Origin of the sequence: Planobispora rosea (assembly GCF_014648175.1) — a bacterium.
Lineage (GTDB): Bacteria > Actinomycetota > Actinomycetes > Streptosporangiales > Streptosporangiaceae > Planobispora > Planobispora rosea.
Map to the genome: position 1 here is coordinate 348869 of NZ_BMQP01000001.1, position 18434 is coordinate 367302.

The 18434-nt window shown below is 72.7% G+C and carries 22 protein-coding genes; 10 read left to right on the plus strand and 12 right to left on the minus strand.

The features are described from left to right. Nucleotides 1-3 precede the first annotated feature (3 nt). The 3 genes from IEZ08_RS01495 to IEZ08_RS01505 all read right to left on the minus strand — a co-directional run bounded on the left by IEZ08_RS01495 (nt 4) and on the right by IEZ08_RS01505 (nt 2599). A complete protein-coding gene (locus IEZ08_RS01495) occupies nt 4-684 on the minus strand; it encodes a hypothetical protein (protein WP_068922065.1) in 681 nt (226 codons plus the stop codon). Between the two features lie 170 nt (nt 685-854). Next, nucleotides 855-1670, minus strand: a complete 816-nt coding sequence (locus IEZ08_RS01500; protein ID WP_068922066.1) for a DUF3097 domain-containing protein — start codon at nt 1668-1670, stop codon at nt 855-857. A 77-nt stretch (nt 1671-1747) separates the two neighbouring features. After that, a complete protein-coding gene (locus tag IEZ08_RS01505) occupies nt 1748-2599 on the minus strand; it encodes a hypothetical protein (protein ID WP_189241496.1) in 852 nt (283 codons plus the stop codon). Between the two features lie 189 nt (nt 2600-2788). Here IEZ08_RS01505 and hrcA point away from each other — a divergent pair, with 189 nt between their 5' ends. Genes hrcA through IEZ08_RS01520 form a run of 3 tightly spaced genes read left to right on the plus strand, consistent with a single transcriptional unit; the run spans nt 2789 to nt 5685 of the window. Continuing rightward, on the plus strand, nt 2789-3802 hold the full coding sequence (gene hrcA / locus IEZ08_RS01510; RefSeq protein WP_068922067.1) for a heat-inducible transcriptional repressor HrcA: 1014 nt from the start codon (nt 2789-2791) through the stop codon (nt 3800-3802). 12 nt (nt 3803-3814) lie between these two features. Next, nucleotides 3815-4957: a molecular chaperone DnaJ gene (gene dnaJ / locus IEZ08_RS01515; protein WP_068922068.1), complete on the plus strand. Its 1143-nt coding sequence runs from the start codon at nt 3815-3817 to the stop codon at nt 4955-4957. Then, nucleotides 4954-5685 carry a 16S rRNA (uracil(1498)-N(3))-methyltransferase gene (locus IEZ08_RS01520; RefSeq protein WP_068922069.1) on the plus strand — a complete coding sequence of 244 codons (732 nt, stop codon included), beginning with the start codon at nt 4954-4956 and terminating at the stop codon, nt 5683-5685. Before dnaJ ends, IEZ08_RS01520 begins: the two co-directional genes overlap by 4 nt. A gap of 13 nt (nt 5686-5698) precedes the next feature. Here the strand turns inward: IEZ08_RS01520 and IEZ08_RS01525 are convergent, their stop codons facing one another. Further along, on the minus strand, nt 5699-6349 hold the full coding sequence (locus IEZ08_RS01525) for a hypothetical protein (protein WP_068922070.1): 651 nt from the start codon (nt 6347-6349) through the stop codon (nt 5699-5701). After that, complete coding sequence (locus IEZ08_RS01530; RefSeq protein WP_068928529.1) at nt 6346-6825, minus strand: SigE family RNA polymerase sigma factor; 480 nt, start codon at nt 6823-6825, stop codon at nt 6346-6348. Before IEZ08_RS01530 ends, IEZ08_RS01525 begins: the two co-directional genes overlap by 4 nt. A gap of 286 nt (nt 6826-7111) precedes the next feature. Here IEZ08_RS01530 and IEZ08_RS01535 point away from each other — a divergent pair, with 286 nt between their 5' ends. The 7 genes from IEZ08_RS01535 (at nt 7112) to era (ending at nt 12772) form a co-directional block, all read left to right on the plus strand. Continuing rightward, on the plus strand, nt 7112-7462 hold the full coding sequence (locus IEZ08_RS01535) for a histidine triad nucleotide-binding protein (protein WP_068928530.1): 351 nt from the start codon (nt 7112-7114) through the stop codon (nt 7460-7462). 118 nt (nt 7463-7580) lie between these two features. Then, nucleotides 7581-8645: a PhoH family protein gene (locus IEZ08_RS01540; RefSeq protein ID WP_068922071.1), complete on the plus strand. Its 1065-nt coding sequence runs from the start codon at nt 7581-7583 to the stop codon at nt 8643-8645. A 75-nt stretch (nt 8646-8720) separates the two neighbouring features. After that, the gene (gene ybeY / locus IEZ08_RS01545; protein WP_189241497.1) at nt 8721-9203 is read left to right on the plus strand and encodes an rRNA maturation RNase YbeY; all 483 of its coding nucleotides are present in this window, start codon (nt 8721-8723) and stop codon (nt 9201-9203) included. Beyond that, nucleotides 9200-10504: a hemolysin family protein gene (locus tag IEZ08_RS01550; protein ID WP_068922073.1), complete on the plus strand. Its 1305-nt coding sequence runs from the start codon at nt 9200-9202 to the stop codon at nt 10502-10504. The genes ybeY and IEZ08_RS01550 overlap by 4 nt, the downstream gene beginning before the upstream one ends. Before the next feature lie 314 nt (nt 10505-10818). Further along, nucleotides 10819-11505, plus strand: coding sequence for a hypothetical protein (locus IEZ08_RS01555; RefSeq protein WP_141703701.1), 687 nt, complete (start codon nt 10819-10821; stop codon nt 11503-11505). Then, a complete protein-coding gene (locus tag IEZ08_RS01560) occupies nt 11502-11834 on the plus strand; it encodes a cytidine deaminase-like protein (protein WP_068922075.1) in 333 nt (110 codons plus the stop codon). Before IEZ08_RS01555 ends, IEZ08_RS01560 begins: the two co-directional genes overlap by 4 nt. A 17-nt stretch (nt 11835-11851) precedes the next feature. Next, nucleotides 11852-12772 carry a GTPase Era gene (gene era / locus IEZ08_RS01565; RefSeq protein ID WP_068922076.1) on the plus strand — a complete coding sequence of 307 codons (921 nt, stop codon included), beginning with the start codon at nt 11852-11854 and terminating at the stop codon, nt 12770-12772. A gap of 67 nt (nt 12773-12839) precedes the next feature. Here era and IEZ08_RS01570 read toward each other — a convergent pair whose 3' ends face one another. The 7 genes from IEZ08_RS01570 to IEZ08_RS01600 form a co-directional block, all read right to left on the minus strand. After that, complete coding sequence (locus IEZ08_RS01570) at nt 12840-13322, minus strand: hypothetical protein (RefSeq protein WP_068922077.1); 483 nt, start codon at nt 13320-13322, stop codon at nt 12840-12842. A 151-nt stretch (nt 13323-13473) separates the two neighbouring features. After that, a complete protein-coding gene (locus IEZ08_RS01575; protein ID WP_229802844.1) occupies nt 13474-14397 on the minus strand; it encodes an urease accessory protein UreD in 924 nt (307 codons plus the stop codon). A 4-nt stretch (nt 14398-14401) separates the two neighbouring features. After that, entirely contained in the window at nt 14402-15157 is a 756-nt protein-coding gene (gene ureG, locus IEZ08_RS01580; protein WP_084779715.1) for an urease accessory protein UreG, read from the minus strand. Between the two features lie 46 nt (nt 15158-15203). Continuing rightward, on the minus strand, nt 15204-15968 hold the full coding sequence (locus IEZ08_RS01585) for an urease accessory protein UreF (protein ID WP_068922078.1): 765 nt from the start codon (nt 15966-15968) through the stop codon (nt 15204-15206). A 12-nt stretch (nt 15969-15980) separates the two neighbouring features. After that, nucleotides 15981-17696 carry an urease subunit alpha gene (locus IEZ08_RS01590; protein WP_068922079.1) on the minus strand — a complete coding sequence of 572 codons (1716 nt, stop codon included), beginning with the start codon at nt 17694-17696 and terminating at the stop codon, nt 15981-15983. Continuing rightward, on the minus strand, nt 17686-18060 hold the full coding sequence (locus tag IEZ08_RS01595; protein WP_068922080.1) for an urease subunit beta: 375 nt from the start codon (nt 18058-18060) through the stop codon (nt 17686-17688). Before IEZ08_RS01595 ends, IEZ08_RS01590 begins: the two co-directional genes overlap by 11 nt. Continuing rightward, nucleotides 18057-18359, minus strand: coding sequence for an urease subunit gamma (locus IEZ08_RS01600; protein WP_068922081.1), 303 nt, complete (start codon nt 18357-18359; stop codon nt 18057-18059). Before IEZ08_RS01600 ends, IEZ08_RS01595 begins: the two co-directional genes overlap by 4 nt. Between the last annotated feature and the right edge of the window lie 75 nt (nt 18360-18434).

Here is an 18434-nt window from a genome sequence, read left to right on the forward strand (position 1 = left end):
GCGTCAGTTGGCCTGCGTCAGTTGGCCGGCCCGCTTGCGGGCGCGGCTCCGCTTCACCGGCACGACGATGGTCACGATGATGGCCAGCAGGAAGCCGGCGACCGGCACCGCGGCCAGGATCAGGAAGGACTTGACGCTCAGCAGGGAGTCGTCGGACAGCTGCCTGCCCATGCCGAAGCGCGCCGCGGAGTTGTTGGCGACGCAGAGGAGCTGGTAGTCGCCCGCCTGCTCGACGTCGATCAGCCGGCCCAGCCTCCAGCGCGTGCCCTCGTCGCCGATCGTCGTGATCACGGCGGGCTCGACCAGCTGGGCCCGCTGGGCGGAGTCGCCCTGGAAGGCGCAGTTGAACAGGCTCTCCTCGGGGTCGGAGACGTAGACGGCGGGGTCGTCCTCCGGGTCCAGCCTCACGGTCACGGTCTCGTAGGAGGCGAACGAGGACGAGGGGGTGGCGTCGTCGACGGCGCCGAAGGCGTTGCCGATGGCGACCGCGACGACGGCGCCCGCGGAGAGCACCGCGAGCAGCCAGGCGCCGGCGATCCACCCGAGACTGGGCTTCACCTTCGTCTTGGTCCTCGGAGGCGATCCCGGGCCGGGGGAGGCAGGGGTGCCGTAGGGGTGTGCGGGGGGCGTGGGACCGGGGGCGCCGTAGGCGCCGGCGGTGGACGTTCCAAAATCGTGCGACATGGAGGAAACTGTGCAGCCTGCCACTTGTGACCCAGTGGTAAGCCACTTACCGATCAGGCGGCTTCCGGGCCGTGCGGCGGAGCGCCGGTCTCGCCGCCGGCGGACGTCAGCCGGCGGAGCGGATGCTCATCGGGCAGCGGTGGTGCCCGCCCCGGCCGGCCGCCTGCCGGTCACGCCTGCGCGCCGGGAGCCGTCACGAAGTCGATCAGCTCCTCGACCGGGGCGAGCAGTTCCGGCTCCAGGTCCGCGTACGTGCTGACGGCGCCGAGGATGCGGCGCCACGCGTCGGCGGGCTCCAGGGCCCAGCCCAGGGCCGCGATGACCCCTTCCTTCCACGGCACGCCGCGCGGTACGGACGGCCAGGCCCGGATCCCGAGGACCGAGGGTTTGACCGCCTGCCAGATGTCCACGAACGGGTGGCCGGTGACCAGCACGTGCGGGGAGGAGACCAGGGCCGCGATCCGGCTCTCCTTCGACCCCTCGACCAGGTGGTCGACGAGCACCCCCAGACGGCGGCCGGGGGCGGGGCCGAACTCCTCGACGATCCCGGGCAGATGGTCGACGCCCTCCAGGTACTCCACCACCACGCCCTCGACCCGCAGGTCGTGACCCCAGATCTTCTCCACGAGGGCGGCGTCGTGCACGCCCTCGACGTAGATCCGGCTCTCCCGGGCGGTCCGGGCCCTCAGCCCTTCCACGGTGAGGGAGCCCGAGGCGCTGCGCCGGGGGCCCCGGGGCGCGGCGGCGGGCCGTACCAGCGTCACCACCTTGCCCTCCAGGAGGAACGCGGCGGGCTCCAGCGGGAACACCCGCCGCCGCCCGAAGCGGTCCTCCAGCGTGACGGCCTCCTTGTCGCAGGCCACCACCGCGCCGCAGAAGCCGCCGGCGGCGTCCTCCACGACCAGGTCGAGCTCCGCGGGGACCTGCGGGATCGTCCCCTTGAGGGGTCGCCGCCAGTTCCCGGCCAGCACGTCACGCTCGTACATCACCGACCGCCTGCCCTCTCTCACCGGAGATCACGGAGATCACGGGGATCCCAGGGGGACGGTAGCAAACCGGGCGGTCACCCGCCGTAGGGCGAGGCCCAGGCCCCGGCGGACGCGGTGGCCGTCTTGCGGGCCCGGCTCCGCTTCACCAGCACGACGATCGTCACGATGACTGCGGCCAGGAAGCCGACGGCCGGCACCGCGATGACCAGGAGGGTGCCTCCGACCAGCGATCCGGCGGCCACCTCCTTGCCGATGCCGAACCTGGCGGTGGCGCCGTCCGCGACATCACAGATGATCTTGTGTTCTCCGCCCTGCTTGGCCTCGATGCGCAGGCCCAGTTCCCACTCCCCGCTGGTCACCTGCACGTTCGGCCGGGCCAGCTCGCCCTGCGGGGTGCCCTCCTGGAAGCGGCACTCGAACCTGGTCCCCGTGGCGGCGGAGACATAGAGGGCGGGCCTGTCCGCGGCCTCGGCCGTCGGGTCCACCAGGTTCACGGTCATGACCTCGCCGGGGCCCACCGCGGTGGTCGGCGCCGCGTCGGTGACCGTGTTGAAGATGCCGGCGCCGCCACCGATCACGGCGAGCACCGTGACGAGCACCGCGGCCAGCCAGGCGCCCACGATCCAGCCGATCCCGGGCTTGACCTTCGGCGAGGGACCCTGCGGAGCACCGTAGCCGGGCGGCGCGTAACCGTGGGAGGGACCGCCGGGGCCCCCGGGGTACTGCTGGCCCCCGGGGTGCTGCCAGCCCCCGTGCTGCTGGCCTCCGGGGTACTGCTGGCCTGCGGGATGCCGGTGGTCACCGTGCTGCTGGCCGCCGGGGTGCTGCTGGCCGCCGTATGGCTGGCCACCGTACGGCTGCGAGGGCTGGGGGGCGCCGTGACCGGGCGTGCCACCGCCCGGTGGGGTTCCGAAATTGTGGGACATGTTAAGAAGTGTGCCTTCTGCACCTTGTCGTCCGATAGCAGGACGCTTAACAGCGGCTCGGGTCTTCGCCCGGGCGGTGTTATCGCACCGTGTGGACGAGAGCCGTACACTTGGCACTCGGGAACACAGAGTGCTAGGCCGGGCGTTTTCCCGGCGGGTGCACAGGGTCCGGGCAAGGAGGTGAGCGCGTTGGTCGACGACCGCAAGCTCGCGGTACTTCGCGCCATCGTCGAGGATTACGTGTCCACCAATGAGCCGGTGGGGTCCAAGGCCCTCGCCGAGCGGCACAACCTGGGGGTCTCGCCGGCCACCATCCGCAACGACATGGCGATGCTGGAGGAGCAGGGCTACATCGCCCAGCCGCACACGAGCGCGGGCCGGGTACCCACGGACAAGGGCTACCGCCTGTTCGTGGACCGCCTGTCGCAGGTGAAGCCGCTGTCGGGCGCGGAGCGCAGGGCCATCGAGTCCTTCCTGGCGGGCGCGGTGGACATCGACGACGTCGTGACCCGCACGGTGCGGCTGCTGGCGCAGCTCACCCGGCAGGTCGCCGTGGTCCAGTACCCCACGCTCACCAGCTCCACGGTGCGGCACATCGAGCTGGTCCCGCTGACCGAGCGCCGCCTGATGTTCGTGCTCATCACCAACACCGGCCGCGTCGAGCAGCGCGTGGTCGAGTCCGCCGAGGCGATCGAGGAGAGCCGCGTCGCCCACCTGCGCGCGATGCTCAACGCCTGCCTGGACGGCTGCGCTCTCGTCAGCGCCCCGGACCGGGTCGCCGACCTGCCCGAGAAGCTCCCGGCCGAGGACCGGCCGCTGGCGGCCACGGTCCTGTCGGTGCTGCTGGAGTCGCTGGTGGAGCGGCACGATGAGAAGATCGTCTTCGCCGGGACCGCCAACCTGGCGGTGGCCGACCTCAGCGTCGGGCTCCGCGAGGTCCTGGAGGCCCTGGAAGAGCAGGTCGTGCTCATGCGCCTGCTCGGCGAGACCACCGACCAGTCCGCGCTGACCGTGCGGATCGGTTCGGAGAACCCCTACACCGGACTCCAGGGCACGTCGATCGTGGCCGCCGGATACGGTTCAGGGGACAAGCAACTGGCCCGGCTGGGTGTGCTGGGCCCGACACGAATGGACTACCCGGTCACGATGGGCGCGGTGCGCGCGGTGGCACGCTACGTCAGCCAGATCCTGGCTGCATCATAAGAGGTCAACTAAGTGGCTAAGAGCGACTACTACGGCACCCTCGGGGTGCGCCGTGACGCCAGTGCGGAAGAGATCAAGAAGGCCTACCGCCGGCTGGCGCGGGAGCTGCACCCCGATGTGAACCCCGATCCTGAGACACAGGAGCGGTTCAAGGAGATCACCCAGGCCTACGAGGTCCTCTCCGACCCCAGCAAGCGGCAGATGTACGACATGGGCGCCGACCCGTTCGCCACCGCCGGTGGCGCGGGCGCCGGGGGTTTCGGCGCGGGCTTCCCGTTCAGCGACATCATGGACGCGTTCTTCGGCACGGCCACCGGAGGTGCCGCGCGCGGACCCCGCTCCCGCGCCCGCCGGGGCCGCAACGCCACCATCCGGGTCGAGCTGGACCTGCGCGAGGCGGCGTTCGGCACCACCCGCGAGCTGGTCGTCGACACGGCCGTGGTGTGCGATGTCTGCACCGGCTCGGGGGCCGCCGCCGGCACCCACCCCGACACCTGTGACATGTGCCACGGCCGCGGTGAGGTCTCCCAGGTCACCCGGTCCTTCCTGGGCCAGGTCATGACCTCGCGGCCCTGCCCCCAGTGCGGCGGCTTCGGCTCGATCATCCGCCACCCCTGCCAGGAGTGCTCCGGTGACGGCCGGGTCCGCACCCGGCGCACCATCAAGGTCCGCATCCCGGCGGGTGTGGAGGACGGCACCCACATCCAACTCGCCGGAGAGGGCGAGATCGGCCCCGGCGGAGGCCCGCCCGGAGACCTCTTCCTGGAGATCGTCGAACGTCCGCACGAGATCTTCGAGCGCCGCGGCGACGACCTGCACTGCACCGTGCAGATCCCGATGACCGCGGCCGCGCTGGGCACCATCCTGACCGTGGAGACGCTCGACGGCGCCGAGGAGCTCGACATCCGGCCCGGCACCCAGTCGGGGCAGACCATCCCGCTGTACGGCCGCGGCGTCCAGCGCCTCAACGAGACCGGCCGCGGTGACCTGCTCATCCACGTCAACGTGGAGACGCCGACCCGGCTCGACCCGGCCCAGGAGGAGCTCCTGCGCGAGCTGTCCAAGCTGCGCGGCGAGGAGCGTCCGCCCGGCAAGTTCGCCCCCGGCCAGCAGGGCTTCTTCTCGCGGCTGCGGGACGCCTTCAACGGCCGATGACGGTCCCCGTCTTCCTGGCCGGCCCGGCCGACCTGGCGCGGGCCGAGTTCACGCTCGGCGGTCCCGAGGGGCGCCACGCGGCGGCCGTGCGGCGGCTGCGGGCGGGTGAGCGGCTCGACCTGACCGACGGCGCCGGCGCCGTGGCCGAGTGCGAGGTCCTGGACGCCGGCAAGGACTCCCTCCGGGTACGGGTGCTGCGCCGGTACGAGGAACCCGCGCCCGCCCCGCGGCTGGTCGTGGTGCAGGGCCTGCCCAAGGGCGACCGGGGCGAGCTGGCCGTGGAGATGATGACCGAGGCCGGGGTCGACGTCATCGTGCCCTGGGCCGCCTCCCGCTGCGTCACCCAGTGGAAGGGGGAGCGCGCCGCCAAGTCGCTGGCCCGGTGGCGGTCCACCGCCCGGGAGGCGGGCAAGCAGGCGCGCCGCTTCCACCTGCCCGAGGTGGCCGAGCTCGCGACCACGGCCGGGGTCGCCGAGCTGCTGTCGGCCGCCGCGCTGGGGGTCGTGCTGCACGAGGAGGCCGGTACGGCCCTGTCCGGGCTGGAGCCGCCCGCCGCGGGCGACATCGTCGTGGTCGTCGGCCCCGAGGGCGGGATCTCCGGGGAGGAGCTCGCCGTCTTCCGCGAGGCGAAGGCCGTCCCGGCGCTGCTCGGGCCGACGGTCCTGCGGACCTCGACGGCCGGGGTCGCCGCGGCGGCGGTGCTCCAGGCCCGCACCGGCCGCTGGTGATCCCCGGCCGGGGTCAGCTGTCCGCCGGGGCCGGCGTGGGCATGTCCGTCGGCGTCGGCAGCGGCTCGTCCGGCGGCGGGCACTCCTCGACCGGGCAGGGGGCCTCCGGAGGCGTGGACGCCTCCGAGGGGGTCGGGGTCGGCGTCGCGCTCTCCTCGCACTCGTCGAGCGGCTCACTCGGCTCGACCGTCGTGGGCTCGACGGTCACCGTCGGGCAGGGAGTGGCCGTCGGGGTGGGGGTCGCCGGGGTCGGCTGCGGGCTCGAACTCGGCGGGGCCGGCGTCACCGCCGTGGAGTCGGCGGACGGTGACGCGCTGGGCTCGACGGGAGGCGGAACGGCCGGGTTGGTGTTCGGGGCCGGGCGGGAGGTGCTGCCCGACTGGGGAGGAGCCGTCGTCTCGACGGGGCCGGACCGTCCGGCGGGCTGGGCGAACTCCTGCACCTGCTCGCGGAGTCCGGGGACGATCATCACGATGGCGGCGGCGACGAGGATCGCCCCCAGGACGGAGGCTCCGGCGCGCCACCACAGCAGCCCGCGGAGCCCGCGTCGTTCTATGCGAGCGCGGATGATCTCCAGTCCGTCGGGGGAGGGAACGACCGAGTCCGCCTCCGCGCTGAGGACACGGCGGAGCAGTTCGCCGTACTCGTCGGGGGCGTCGGTCATGAGAGTTGCTCCAGTATGGTTCGGAGGGCGGCCATGCCACGTGCGGTGTGGCTCTTGACCGCGCCTTTGCTGATGCCCATCGCATGAGCGATCTGCGCTTCGGACAGGTCCCCGTAGTACCGCAGAACCAAGGCCTCCCGCTGGCGCGCCGGCAGACCGCGGAGCGCCTCGATGACGGCGGACCGCTCCAGCTCGCCGATCGCGCCGTTCTCGGCGCTCGGCGCGTCGGGCAGGCCCTTGGGGGCGTACTTCTCGACGACCGCGCGGTGCCGGAGCACGGAACGCGATCGGTTGACGACCGATTGGCGCAGGTAGGCGAGTGCCTTGTCGGGGTCGCGCAGCCTGCGCCAGGCGCCGTGGATGGCGACGAACGCGTCCTGCACGACTTCCTCCGCGGTTGCCACATCGCGGACGAGCAATACGGCGAGGCGCACGAGCGACCGGTAGTGCGCGCTGTAGAGCGCGGTAACGGCCATGTCGGCATCCCACCCGACGGGCACCGCCCCGAGCGACCTGTCGGCCACGAGGGTCTCGGTGGTCACATCAATGGGACGCTCGGCATCCCCGGAGGGTTTACGCTCGTGCGGTTCAGGTTCATTAGGGGGCATGACCCAGTCGTGTCCTCGCCAGGCGGACTATTGGGCAAACTCGCAATCGCCTGCCGTCGCAAGTTTCGCACACATAGCCTATCGCCGTGGATCTCCGTTCGCCCTCGGTGGCGTTACTGATCTATGACGTCCGCCGGGATAGGGTGCACCCATGGTGAGTGAAGCCGACTGCCTGTTCTGCAGGATCGTGGCCAAGGAGATCCCCGCGGATGTCGTCCACGAGACGGAGCGCACCCTGGCCTTCCGCGACATCGACCCCCAGGCGCCCACCCACGTCCTGGTCATCCCCAAGGACCACTACCGGGACGCCGCGGCGCTGGCGGCGGCCGACCACGGGCTGGCCGACGAGGTGATCAAGGCCGCGCACGCGGTCGCCGAGCAGGAGGGCATCGCCGGCTCCGGCTACCGGCTGGTCTTCAACACCGGGCCGCAGGCCGGCCAGACCGTCTTCCACGTGCACGGGCACGTGCTCGGCGGACGCGGCCTGACCTGGCCGCCCGGCTGAGAAACCGGAAAGCGCGATCATCTCCATCGCGGATACGATGACTGGTGAAGTGCCCACGGGGCACCCGTCGAGTCCGTCGTCGATGTCTGGAGGCGAACAGGCCGCCGAAGGCCCGCCCATGTCCGAGCCAACCGATTCCAGCAGAACGTCACCGCCACGGGTCAAGGGACCGAGCCGGACCCAGGCGAAGGTGGTGATCCCGGACGACCACTCGATGCTCAGCCTGCTCGGCTCGGGCGACGAGTTGCTGCGGGTGATCGAGCGCGCCTTCCGCGCCGACATCCACGTCCGGGGCAACGAGATCACCATTACCGGGAGCCCCGAGGAGAGCAGCACCGTGGTGCGGCTCTTCGAGGAGATGTCCGAACTCGTGCGCGGGGGCGCCGAGCTCACGGCGGACGCGGTGGAGCGCAGCATCGCCATGCTGCGCATGACCTCCGACCGCCCCGCCGAGGTGCTCTCCCTCGACATCATCTCCTCGCGCGGCCGGACCATCCGGCCCAAGACCGTCAACCAGAAGCGCTACGTCGACGCGATCGACAGGCACACCATCGTCTTCGGCATCGGCCCGGCCGGCACCGGCAAGACCTACCTGGCGATGGCCAAGGCCGTGCGGGCGCTGCAGGAGAAGAAGGTCAACCGGATCATCCTGACCCGCCCCGCGGTCGAGGCCGGCGAGCGCCTGGGCTTCCTGCCCGGCACGCTCTACGAGAAGATCGACCCCTACCTGCGCCCGCTCTACGACGCGCTGCACGACATGATCGACCCCGACTCGATCCCCCGGCTGATGGCCGCGGGGACGATCGAGGTGGCCCCCCTGGCCTACATGCGCGGCCGTACGCTCAACGACGCCTACATCATCCTGGACGAGGCGCAGAACACCTCGCCCGAGCAGATGAAGATGTTCCTGACCCGGCTGGGCTTCAACTCGAAGATCGTCGTAACCGGTGACGTCACCCAGGTCGACCTGCCGGGCGGCGTGCAGAGCGGGCTCCGGGTCGTCCAGGACATCCTCGACGGCATCCCCGACATCCACTTCTGTAGGCTGACCAGCGCCGACGTGGTGCGCCACAAGCTGGTCAGCGACATCGTGGACGCCTACGGGCGCTATGACGAGACCGTACGGCAGAGCGCGCCGCAGGCGATCAAGGGCGCGGTCAAGCGCCCCCGGGGAAGATCGTAGATAAGTGAGAGAGCGAGCCAGTGGGCACCGTGAGCAAGCCCATGCGAGCTCCGAGCCGCCAGGCGTGGAGATCGCATGAGCATTGAAATCAACAACGAGTCGGGCGTCGAGGTCGACGAAAGCCTCCTGATCTCGCTGGCCGGGCACGTGCTGGAGCGAATGGGCATCAACCCCCTCGCGGAGCTGTCGATCCTCGTGGTGGACGAGGACGCGATGGCCGACCTGCACGAGCGGTGGATGGGCGAGCCGGGGCCGACGGACGTCCTGGCCTTCCCGATGGACGAACTGCGTCCCGGCGGCGGCGCCGGGGCGCGGCAGGAGGGTGACGCCCCCGTCGACCCGGCCCTCCTCGGGGACGTGGTGCTCTGCCCGCAGGTGGCCGCCCGGCAGGGGGCCGAGGCCGGGCACGGCACCGAGGCGGAGCTGGAGCTGCTGTGCACGCACGGCATCCTCCACCTGCTCGGGTACGACCACGCCGAGCCAGAGGAGCACAAGGAGATGTTCGGCCTCCAGGGCGAACTGCTCGAATCGTGGCGGGAGGTGCGCCCCCAGCGGTGAGTCTCGCCAACGGGTGGTTGTTCTCGGCCGTCGTCCTCGTCGTGGTCGGCGGCCTGATCGCCAGCGCGGAGACCGCGCTGACCCGCATCTCGAGGGTGCGCGCGGAGGAGTTCGTCCGTGAGGACCGCCGGGGGGCCGAGCGCCTGCAGGCGATCGTCGCCGACCCGCCGCGTTACCTCAACCTCCTGCTGCTGCTCCGGCTGACCTGCGAACTGGTCGCCACGGTGATCGCCACGCTGCTGTTCATCGACTGGTTCGGCGACCAGGGCTGGGCCTACGCCGCCGCGGCGGCGGTCATGGTCGTGGTCAGCTACGTGATCGTCGGGGTGTCCCCGCGGACGCTGGGCCGCCAGCACGCCGAGCCCATCGCGCTCGCGAGCGCTCCCCCCGTGTACGGACTGACCCGCATCTTCGGCCCGCTCCCCAAGCTGCTCATCCTGATCGGCAACGCGGTGACGCCGGGCAAGGGCTTCCGGGAGGGGCCGTTCACCTCCGAGGCGGAGCTGCGCGACCTGGTCGACCTGGCGGAGGAACGCAGGGTCATCGAGCCGGACGAGCGGGAGATGATCCACTCCGTGTTCGAGCTCGGCGACACCATCGCCCGCGAGGTCATGGTGCCCCGTACGGACATGGTGTTCATCGAGCGCGGCAAGACGCTGAACCAGGCCCTCTCGCTCGCCCTGCGCAGTGGTTTCTCCCGCATCCCCGTGGTCGGCGAGAACGAGGACGACGTCATCGGGATCGTCTACCTCAAAGACGTGATCCGCAGGGTGCAGGACACCGGGGAGGGCGTCCGCGCCGAGCCGGTCGAATCGATCATGCGTACGGCCACCTACGTGCCGGAGAGCAAGCCGATCGACCAGCTCCTGCGGGAGATGCAGGCCCGCCAGATCCACCTGGCCGTCGTCATCGACGAGTACGGCGGGACGGCCGGCCTGGTCACCATCGAGGACATCCTCGAGGAGATCGTCGGCGAGATCACCGACGAGTACGACCAGGAGGCTCCCCCGGTGGAGCAGCTGCAGGACGGCGCGGTCCGGGTGACGGCCCGGCTGCCGGTGAGCGACCTGGCGGACATGTTCGGCGTCGAGCTGGACGTGGACGACGTGGAGACGGTCGGCGGCCTGCTGGCGCACGCGCTGGGCCGGGTGCCGATCGCCGGCTCCGAGGCGGTGGTGGAGGGACTCAGCCTGACGGCCGAGAGTCTTGAGGGGCGGCGCAACCGGATCGGGACGGTGCTCGTCCGGCGGACCGGCGCGGTCGAGCAGGACGCGGTCCCGGCCTCCGCCGAGCACGACTGAGCTCTCCGATCAAGTGATCCTCAAGCCGCCCGCAAGCGGTCCGCGCCATTCTTCTCCTGCGGCCCCGGTAACGCGGAGCCGGGGAGCGGTCCGAGCGCCGGGAGGGGTTCGCGGCGTGAGGGCCACTCTCGGGGGGAAGGACGGACGCGGTCGCCTGGCCGGACCGTGGACCGCCCGATCAAAGGGTGTCCTCACCTGCGTGACGCAGGTGAGGACACCCTTTGGGATTTTCGGGGAATTGCGCCTCCACCGGTGGGGAAGAAAGCGGGCGGCGGGGACGATCACCCCGCACGTGGCATTCGGGGGAAGTCGTGATGCGGGGGATTCGGGTTGTCGCCGTGGCCGTCGTCTGCGGACTGCTGGGCGGGGTCTCGGCGGGATGCGGCACGGACGAGACGATCTACGGGGAGGCGGAGGCCCGCACGGAGCTGGAACGGCTGACCGGGCTGCTGCGGGACGTGCCGGACCTGCCGGAGGGATTCTCCGACCGCCCGCGGGGCGGGTGGACGTCCCCGTTCCGGCCCGCCGACCGCGCCTGCGCCCGCGTCCTGGACACGGCCGGGAGCGGGCGGCCCGCGCGGCCGTCGAGCGTGCGGGCGGCGGTGACCTACCACGGGGACGCGCTGGGCGAGCTGGCCGGGATCGGCCTGACGACCTACGCCGGGAGCGCGGCCGAGCGCCGCTTCGCGGTCCTGGCCTCGGAACTGGGCAGGTGCCGGACAGTGGCGGGCTCCGAGGGGGCCCGGGACACCTCCCTGACCGGGTCCCCCCTGGAACTGGGTGAGATCGGGGACGCGGTGGCGGCCAAGCGGCTGCGCGGTCGCCTGGACGGATATCCGTACGAGATGCACCTGGTCTTCGTCCGGGCGGGGCAGACCCTCATCTCGCTGGTGCACGCCGGGATGACGGGCCTCGACGCCGGGCGCACCGCCCGGCTGGCCCGGTCGTTCGCCGGGCGGGTGCGCGGGGACGGGAGGAGCCTGAATACCCTTGTGCCGTGAGTGAGACGACCCTCAGCCCCGAGGACAACAAGATCATTACCCTGGCGCGCTCGGCCCGGGCCCGCAACGGCGCCGCCGAGGGCGCCGCCGTACGCGACGAGACCGGCCGGACCTACTCCTCGACCAACGTGGCGCTGCCCTCGCTGACGTTGTCGGCGTTGCAGGTCGCGGTGGCGATGGCGGTCTCCAGCGGCGCCCGCTCCCTGGAGGCCGCGGCGCTGGTCACGGCGGGCGACGGGCCGAGCGAGGCGGACACCCTGGCCGTGCGCGAACTGGGCGGCTCGACCCTGCTGGTGGCCGGTCCGGACGGCACGCTGCGTCAGAGTTGAGCCGGGCATCGGGGACAATGGACGGCGTGAGTTCCTCAGCTGCTGATTTCCGCGCGGGTTTCGCCTGCTTCGTCGGCCGGCCCAACGTCGGCAAATCCACGCTGATGAACGCGTTGGTCGGCACCAAGGTGGCGATCACCTCGTCCAAGCCGCAGACCACCCGGCGCGTCATCCGCGGCATCGTGCACCGCCCGGACGCCCAGCTCATCATCGTGGACACGCCCGGGCTGCACCGCCCGCGCACGTTGCTCGGCGAGCGGCTGGACAGCCTGGTGCTGTCCACCCTCTCCGAGGTCGACGTGATCGGTTTCTGCGTCCCGGCCAACGAGCCCGTCGGCAGGGGCGACAGGTTCATCGCGGACAAGCTGGCGGCGGTCAAGAAGACCCCGGTGGTCGCGGTGGTCACCAAGTGCGACCTGGCCACCCGGGAGCAGATCGCTGAGCAGCTGCTCGCGGTCTCCCGGCTGGCCGAGTTCGCGGAGATCGTCCCGGTCTCCGCGCAGGCCGGGGAGCAGCTCGGCGTGCTGGCCGACCAGCTGATCGAGCGCCTCCCGCAGAGCCCCCCGCTCTACGAGGGCGGGCAGCTCACCGACGAGCCCGAGCAGGTCCTGGTCGGCGAGCTCATCCGGGAGGCCGCCCTGGAGGGCGTCCGCGACGAGCTGCCGCACTCGATCGCGGTCGTCGTCGACGAGATGATGCCCCGCGAGGGACGCGACGACCTGCTCGACATCTACGCGCACATGTTCGTCGAGCGTCCCTCGCAGAAGGCCATCGTGATCGGCCACAAGGGCACGCGGCTGAAGGAGGTCGGCAGCCGTGCCCGGCAGCAGATCGAGGCGCTGCTCGGCACCCGCGTCTACCTCGACCTGCGGATCAGCGTCGCCAAGGACTGGCAGCGCGACCCCAAGCAGCTGCGCCGCCTCGGCTTCTACGACTGACATCTTCTACGGCTGACGCCGCCTCCGCCTCCGGCGCCGCGCCCAGCCGTCGGCTTCACGGCACCGCTCAGCGGCGGACCAGGGCGGTGATCCCCAGCGCGGTCACCGCCAGCGCCGCCGCGAGCGCGGCGAACCAGCCGTACTCGACGGTCGGCTGGATCCTCATCAGGCCGCCGAGGTCGATCGAGGCGTTCTCGGCCCTGCCCTGCGGGTCGCTCAGGAAGATCAGCAGAACCAGTACGGTGATCGCTCCCGGCAGCGTCGCGAGAGCGGTGAACCGCCGGCCGTCCGCGGCACCGGCGATCCCCAGGGCCGCCACGGCGCCGAGCGCCGTCGCCGCGGCTCCGGAGATCAGCGCGAGCATCCCCGACCAGTCGTCCACACCCCGGACGCGCTCACTCACCGAGCCGAAGAAGACGATGTCCGCGGTGATCCCCGCCCAGGGCAGGAAGGCGCTCACCACGAGCAGGGCGCCCGCGGCGACCACCGCGATCGGCAGGGCCCGGCCGGGCGCGGAGGCGGGCGCGGGGACGGCGGTGGGGTCGGCCATCGGCCCAGGCTAGTTTCCCGTCCCGGCCGGGGACAGGCTCCACACGCACAATCCGCCCGGCCGGTTCCTCAACCCGGCAACATGATCACAGGAAGGGGCTCGGGCGGCCGGGCGGTCGGGCGGTCGGGTGGCCGGGCGGTCGGGTGGCCGGTCAGCGCGGGAGCGCCGCCGTTTCGCCCCGCTCCAGACGGCGGCGGAGTCCGGCCGCGTCCGGGGCGAGGGCGGAGACCAGGACTCCCGGCCCGGCCAGCGGCAGCACGGCCCAGCCGTCCCCGATGACCGCCTCTCCGGCCAGGAGGCTCCCGCTGCCGGCGGTGCCCGGAGGCCCGGTGATCAGGGTGCCGCCCACGCAGCGGGCGTCGCCGTACACGGCGGGGCTGGCGTCGATCGCCGGATCGCCCACCGTGAACTCCTGACGGAGCAGCGGGCGCCCGCCGACCACGGCGTCGAAGCGGGTACGGCAGCGGCCGGGGGCCTCGCCGTACCGGCCGAAGACGATCTCCTCACGCCAGAGCACACGGGCGTCCGGGGCCAGTTCCAGCCGTACCGTCATGCGGTGACGGCAGCCCGCCGCGAGCACGGTCGGCTCCGGCGCGAACCTCAGTGACGCCCCGGCGCCGATCCGCGCGGTGATGGTCATGGACGACTCCTCCGGGGCGGACCCGGGGCGGGGGCCGGGCAGGACCAGGGTGCTCGCGACCGAGCGGACGTCCAGGGCGGTGCCCGGCGCCACGTCGATGTCGAGCGCCAGGTCGTCGCCGCCGAGCGGCCCGGCGGCGGTGGCCACCAGGTACACCTGGCCCGGCCCGGTGCGGCGCAGGGTGATCGGCGGGGCGGAGCGCATCGTGGCCAGCACGGTCCGCCCGCCGGGACCGGGCGCGGTGGCGAGTACGGCCCGCGCGGTCATCGACCGCCGCCGGTCCGCCGGAGCGGCGGGATCCGGCCGGGAGGCGGAGGTCTGAGGGGCGGGACCCGGCTGGGAGGCGGAGGTCTGGTCCGGCGGCGGGACGGCCGCCGGATCCGGCCGCGGTGCGGAGACCGGGCCGGTCCGCCGGACGGGCGCGGTACGGGTCACGGCGTCAGACGGGGGTGTGATCATGGCTGTGCCCGGGGGACCCGGCGCGGTGGCCGGGTCCGGGGGATCCGGAGTCGTGGCCGTGCCCGCGGGGTCCGGTGCCGTGCCCGTGGGCCCAGGCCTCGACGACGCCGATGACCCACTCGGCCACCGCGTGCGCCTCCGGCTCCTGCCGGATCGAGGTGAACAGCACGGGCCTGCCCTCCCGTACGGCCGCCGCGTCACGGGACATGACCGTCAGGTCGGCGCCGACCATGGGGGCCAGATCGGTCTTGTTGATCACGAGCAGGTCGGCCGTCGTGACGCCGGGACCACCTTTGCGGGGAACCTTGTCGCCACCGGACACGTCCAGCACGAAGATCTGCCGGTCGGCCAGCCCCCGGCTGAAGGTGGCGGTGAGATTGTCGCCGCCACTCTCCACGATCACCAGGTCGAGCGGGCCGAACCGCTCCTCCAGGGTCTCCACCGCGTCCAGGTTGGCCGCGATGTCGTCGCGGATGGCGGTGTGCGGGCAGCAGCCGGTCTGGACGGCGGCGATCCGCCCGGGGTCGAGCACACCCGCCCTCCGCAGGAAGTCGGCGTCCTCGGTGGTGTAGATGTCGTTGGTGACCACGGCCAGGCGCAGGGTCCGGCCGAGGGCACGGCAGAGTGCGGCGGTCAGCGCGGTCTTGCCGCTGCCGACGGGCCCGCCGACGCCCAGCCGCAGCGCGCGGCCGTGCGGGTGCGGGGCGTGGTGACGGTCGTCGTGGTCGGCGCCCATGGGTCACCGTCCTTTCGATGGTCCGGCCGTGGCGGCCGGAGGGAGGTCAGGAGACGAACAGCCGGAGTCCGGCGCGCAGGTGCCGCTCGGCGAGCAGGTCGAGCGCGGGCGCCGAGTGGGCGGGGAGCTCCGCCCATACGGAGGCGGCGGTGCGGGGCGGCGGTACGGAGGCGGGTGAGGCGGCGGCGCCGGATCCGGTGGACGCGGCACGCTCCAGGTCGGGGGCGAGGTCGGCGAGGAGCCGGTGCACGGCGACGGGGTCGAGGCCGAGCAGCCGGACGGCGGCCGTCGCCGGGCCGGTGACCGCCGCGTAGGCCGCGGCCAGCGCCGCCTCTCCCGGAGCGCATCCGGCCACGCCCGCCGCGGCGCCGAGCGCCACCGGGTGATGGGCCCCCTCCGGTACGGCCCGCGCCAGCCCGTCGAGGACCGGCGAGGGCCAGATCCGCCGGGCGGTCCGCAGCAGCAGGCGTCCCTGCACGCGGCTCGCCTCCCGCTGGGCGGGCGAGGCGGTCCGGGCGCCGGCCTCGGCGTCCAGCTCCGCCCAGCCGCCGGGAGGCGCCCCGGCGGGGTCGCCCGCCGTACCGGACCCGGCGGACGACGCGGCCAGCGCGCACGCCGACGCGGCGAGGCAGGCGGCGACCAGGCCGGAGGTGGCCAGCCGGCCCCGCAGGAACGCGGCCAGGGTGGGGAGGTCGCGGACGGCCCCCGCGGCGATGGCCGCCTCGGCGCCTCCGGAGTGGCCGTGGCCCCCGGCGGGGAGCCGCGAGTCGGCGAGCAGCAGCAGGGCGGCGTTCAGGGAGGGGGCGCTCATCACCGGACACCCCTAGAACAGGAAGTAGCGCTGGGCCATGGGCAGGGACTCGGCGGGCGCCGGCTCGATCAGCTCGCCGTCGACGCGGACGGCGAAGGTGTCGGGGTCCACGTCGATCCGGGGCAGGGCGTCGTTGAGCGGCATGCTCTCCTTGCCCCGGCGGCGGACGTCGGCCACCGGCAGCAGGCGGCGCCGTACGGCCAGGCGGTCGGCCAGCCCGTCCTCGATGGCCGGCGGAGCGACGAAGTGCACCGAGGTGGCGGCGGCGGTGGCCGGGGCGGCCCCGAACATCGGGCGGGGCATGACCGGCTGCGGGGTGGGGATGGAGGCGTTGGCGTCGCCCATCTGGGCGTAGGCGATCACCCCTCCCTTGATCACCAGGTCGGGTTTGATCCCGAAGAAGGCCGGTGACCATAGGACGAGGTCGGCCAGCTTGCCGGGCTCGACCGAGCCGATCTCGCCGTCCAGGCCGTGGGCGACCGCCGGGCAGATCGTGTACTTGGCGACGTAGCGCCGGGCCCGGAGGTTGTCGGTCCCGCCGTCACCGGGAAGCGCGCCCCTGCGGCGCTTCATCACGTGGGCGGTCTGCCAGGTACGGATGATCGTCTCGCCGATCCGGCCCATCGCCTGCGAGTCGGAGCCGATCATGGAGATCGCGCCCATGTCGTGCAGCACGTCCTCGGCGGCCATGGTCGACGGCCGGATCCGGGACTCGGCGAACGCCAGGTCCTCGGGGATCGAGGGGTTGAGATGGTGGCAGACCATCAGCATGTCGAGGTGTTCGTCGAGCGTGTTGACGGTGTGCGGCCGGGTCGGGTTGGTCGAGGAGGGCAGGACGTTGCCGTGGGCGGCCACCTTGATGATGTCCGGGGCGTGGCCGCCGCCCGCGCCCTCGGTGTGGTAGGCGTGGATCGTCCGGTCGCCGATCGCCCGCAGCGTCGACTCAACGAAGCCGGCCTCGTTGAGGGTGTCGGTGTGGATCGTCACCTGGGTGCCGGTGGCCTCGGCGACCGACAGGCAGGCGTCGATGGCGGCCGGGGTGGTGCCCCAGTCCTCGTGCAGCTTGAAGCCCGAGGCTCCGGCCCGCAGCTGCTCCAGCAGCCCCTCGGCGCTGACCGTGTTGCCCTTGCCGAGCAGCGCGACGTTGACCGGGTGGGAGTCGAGGGACTCCAGCATGCGCGCGAGGTACCAGGTCCCGGTGACGGTGGTGGCCTTGGTGCCCTCGGCCGGGCCGGTGCCGCCGCCGACGACCGTGGTCACCCCGGCGGCCAGCGCCTCGTCGAGGATCTGCGGGCAGATCAGGTGGACGTGGGAGTCGATCGCGCCCGCGGTCAGGATCCTCCCGTTGCCCGCGACGATCTCGGTGGACGGGCCGATCACCAGGTCGGGGTGGACGCCGTCCATGGTGTCGGGATTCCCCGCCTTGCCGATCGCGGTGATCCTGCCGTTCCTGACCCCGACGTCGGCCTTGACCACGCCCCAGTGGTCCAGGATCACCACGCCGGTGATCACCAGGTCGGGGGCGCCCTCGGCCCGGGTGGTCCGGGCCTGGCCCATCGACTCGCGGATGACCTTGCCGCCGCCGAACACCGCCTCGTCGCCCGCGCCGGCCGGGCCCATCGCCAGGTCCTCGGTCACGGTGAGGAGGAGGTCGGTGTCGGCCAGCCGGATCCGGTCACCGGTGGTGGGGCCGTACAGCGCGGCGTAGCGCGCCCGCTCAACGAACATCGGGACTCCCGTCGAGGGGTCCGGCCCACTCGGGGCGGAGACCGGGGACGATCCGGCGCCCGGCGATCGGCACGAGCGTCACGTCGCGTTCGACGCCGGGTTCGAAGCGCACCGCCGTACCGGCCGGGACGTCGAGCCGCATGCCCCAGGCGGCCTCGCGGTCGAAGCTCAGGCCGGGGTTGGCGGCGGCGAAGTGGTAGTGCGAGCCGACCTGGACCGGCCGGTCGGCGGTGTTGACGACCCTGACGGTACGGCGCTCCCGGCCGGGGTTGAGCGGGATCGGCCCCTCGCCGTACAGGAGCTCGCCCGGGATCGGCGGTCCACCGTGCGCGGCCTCGGCCGGGATCGGCCCCTCGCCGGTCATGGGATCGGCCGGTGGACGGTGACGAGCTTGGTGCCGTCCGGGAAGGTGGCCTCGATCTGCACCGACTCCAGCATCTCGGGGACGCCGTCCATCACGTCCTCGCGGGAGAGCACCTCGCGCCCCGTGTCCATCAGCTCGGCCACGGTGCGTCCCTCCCGGGCGCCCTCCATCAGGAAGGAAGCGATGACCGCGGTGGCCTCGGGATGATTGAGCCGGAGGCCGCGGGACCTGCGGTCGCGGGCGACACCGGCGGCGACGTGGATGAGCAGGCGTTCCTGCTCGTGGGGTGTGAGCCGCATCCCCGGACCATAGGAACCGGCGGTTTCCCCTGTATTGCGGGCCGATGTCGCGCCGGTTTCCGGATCGGGCGCACC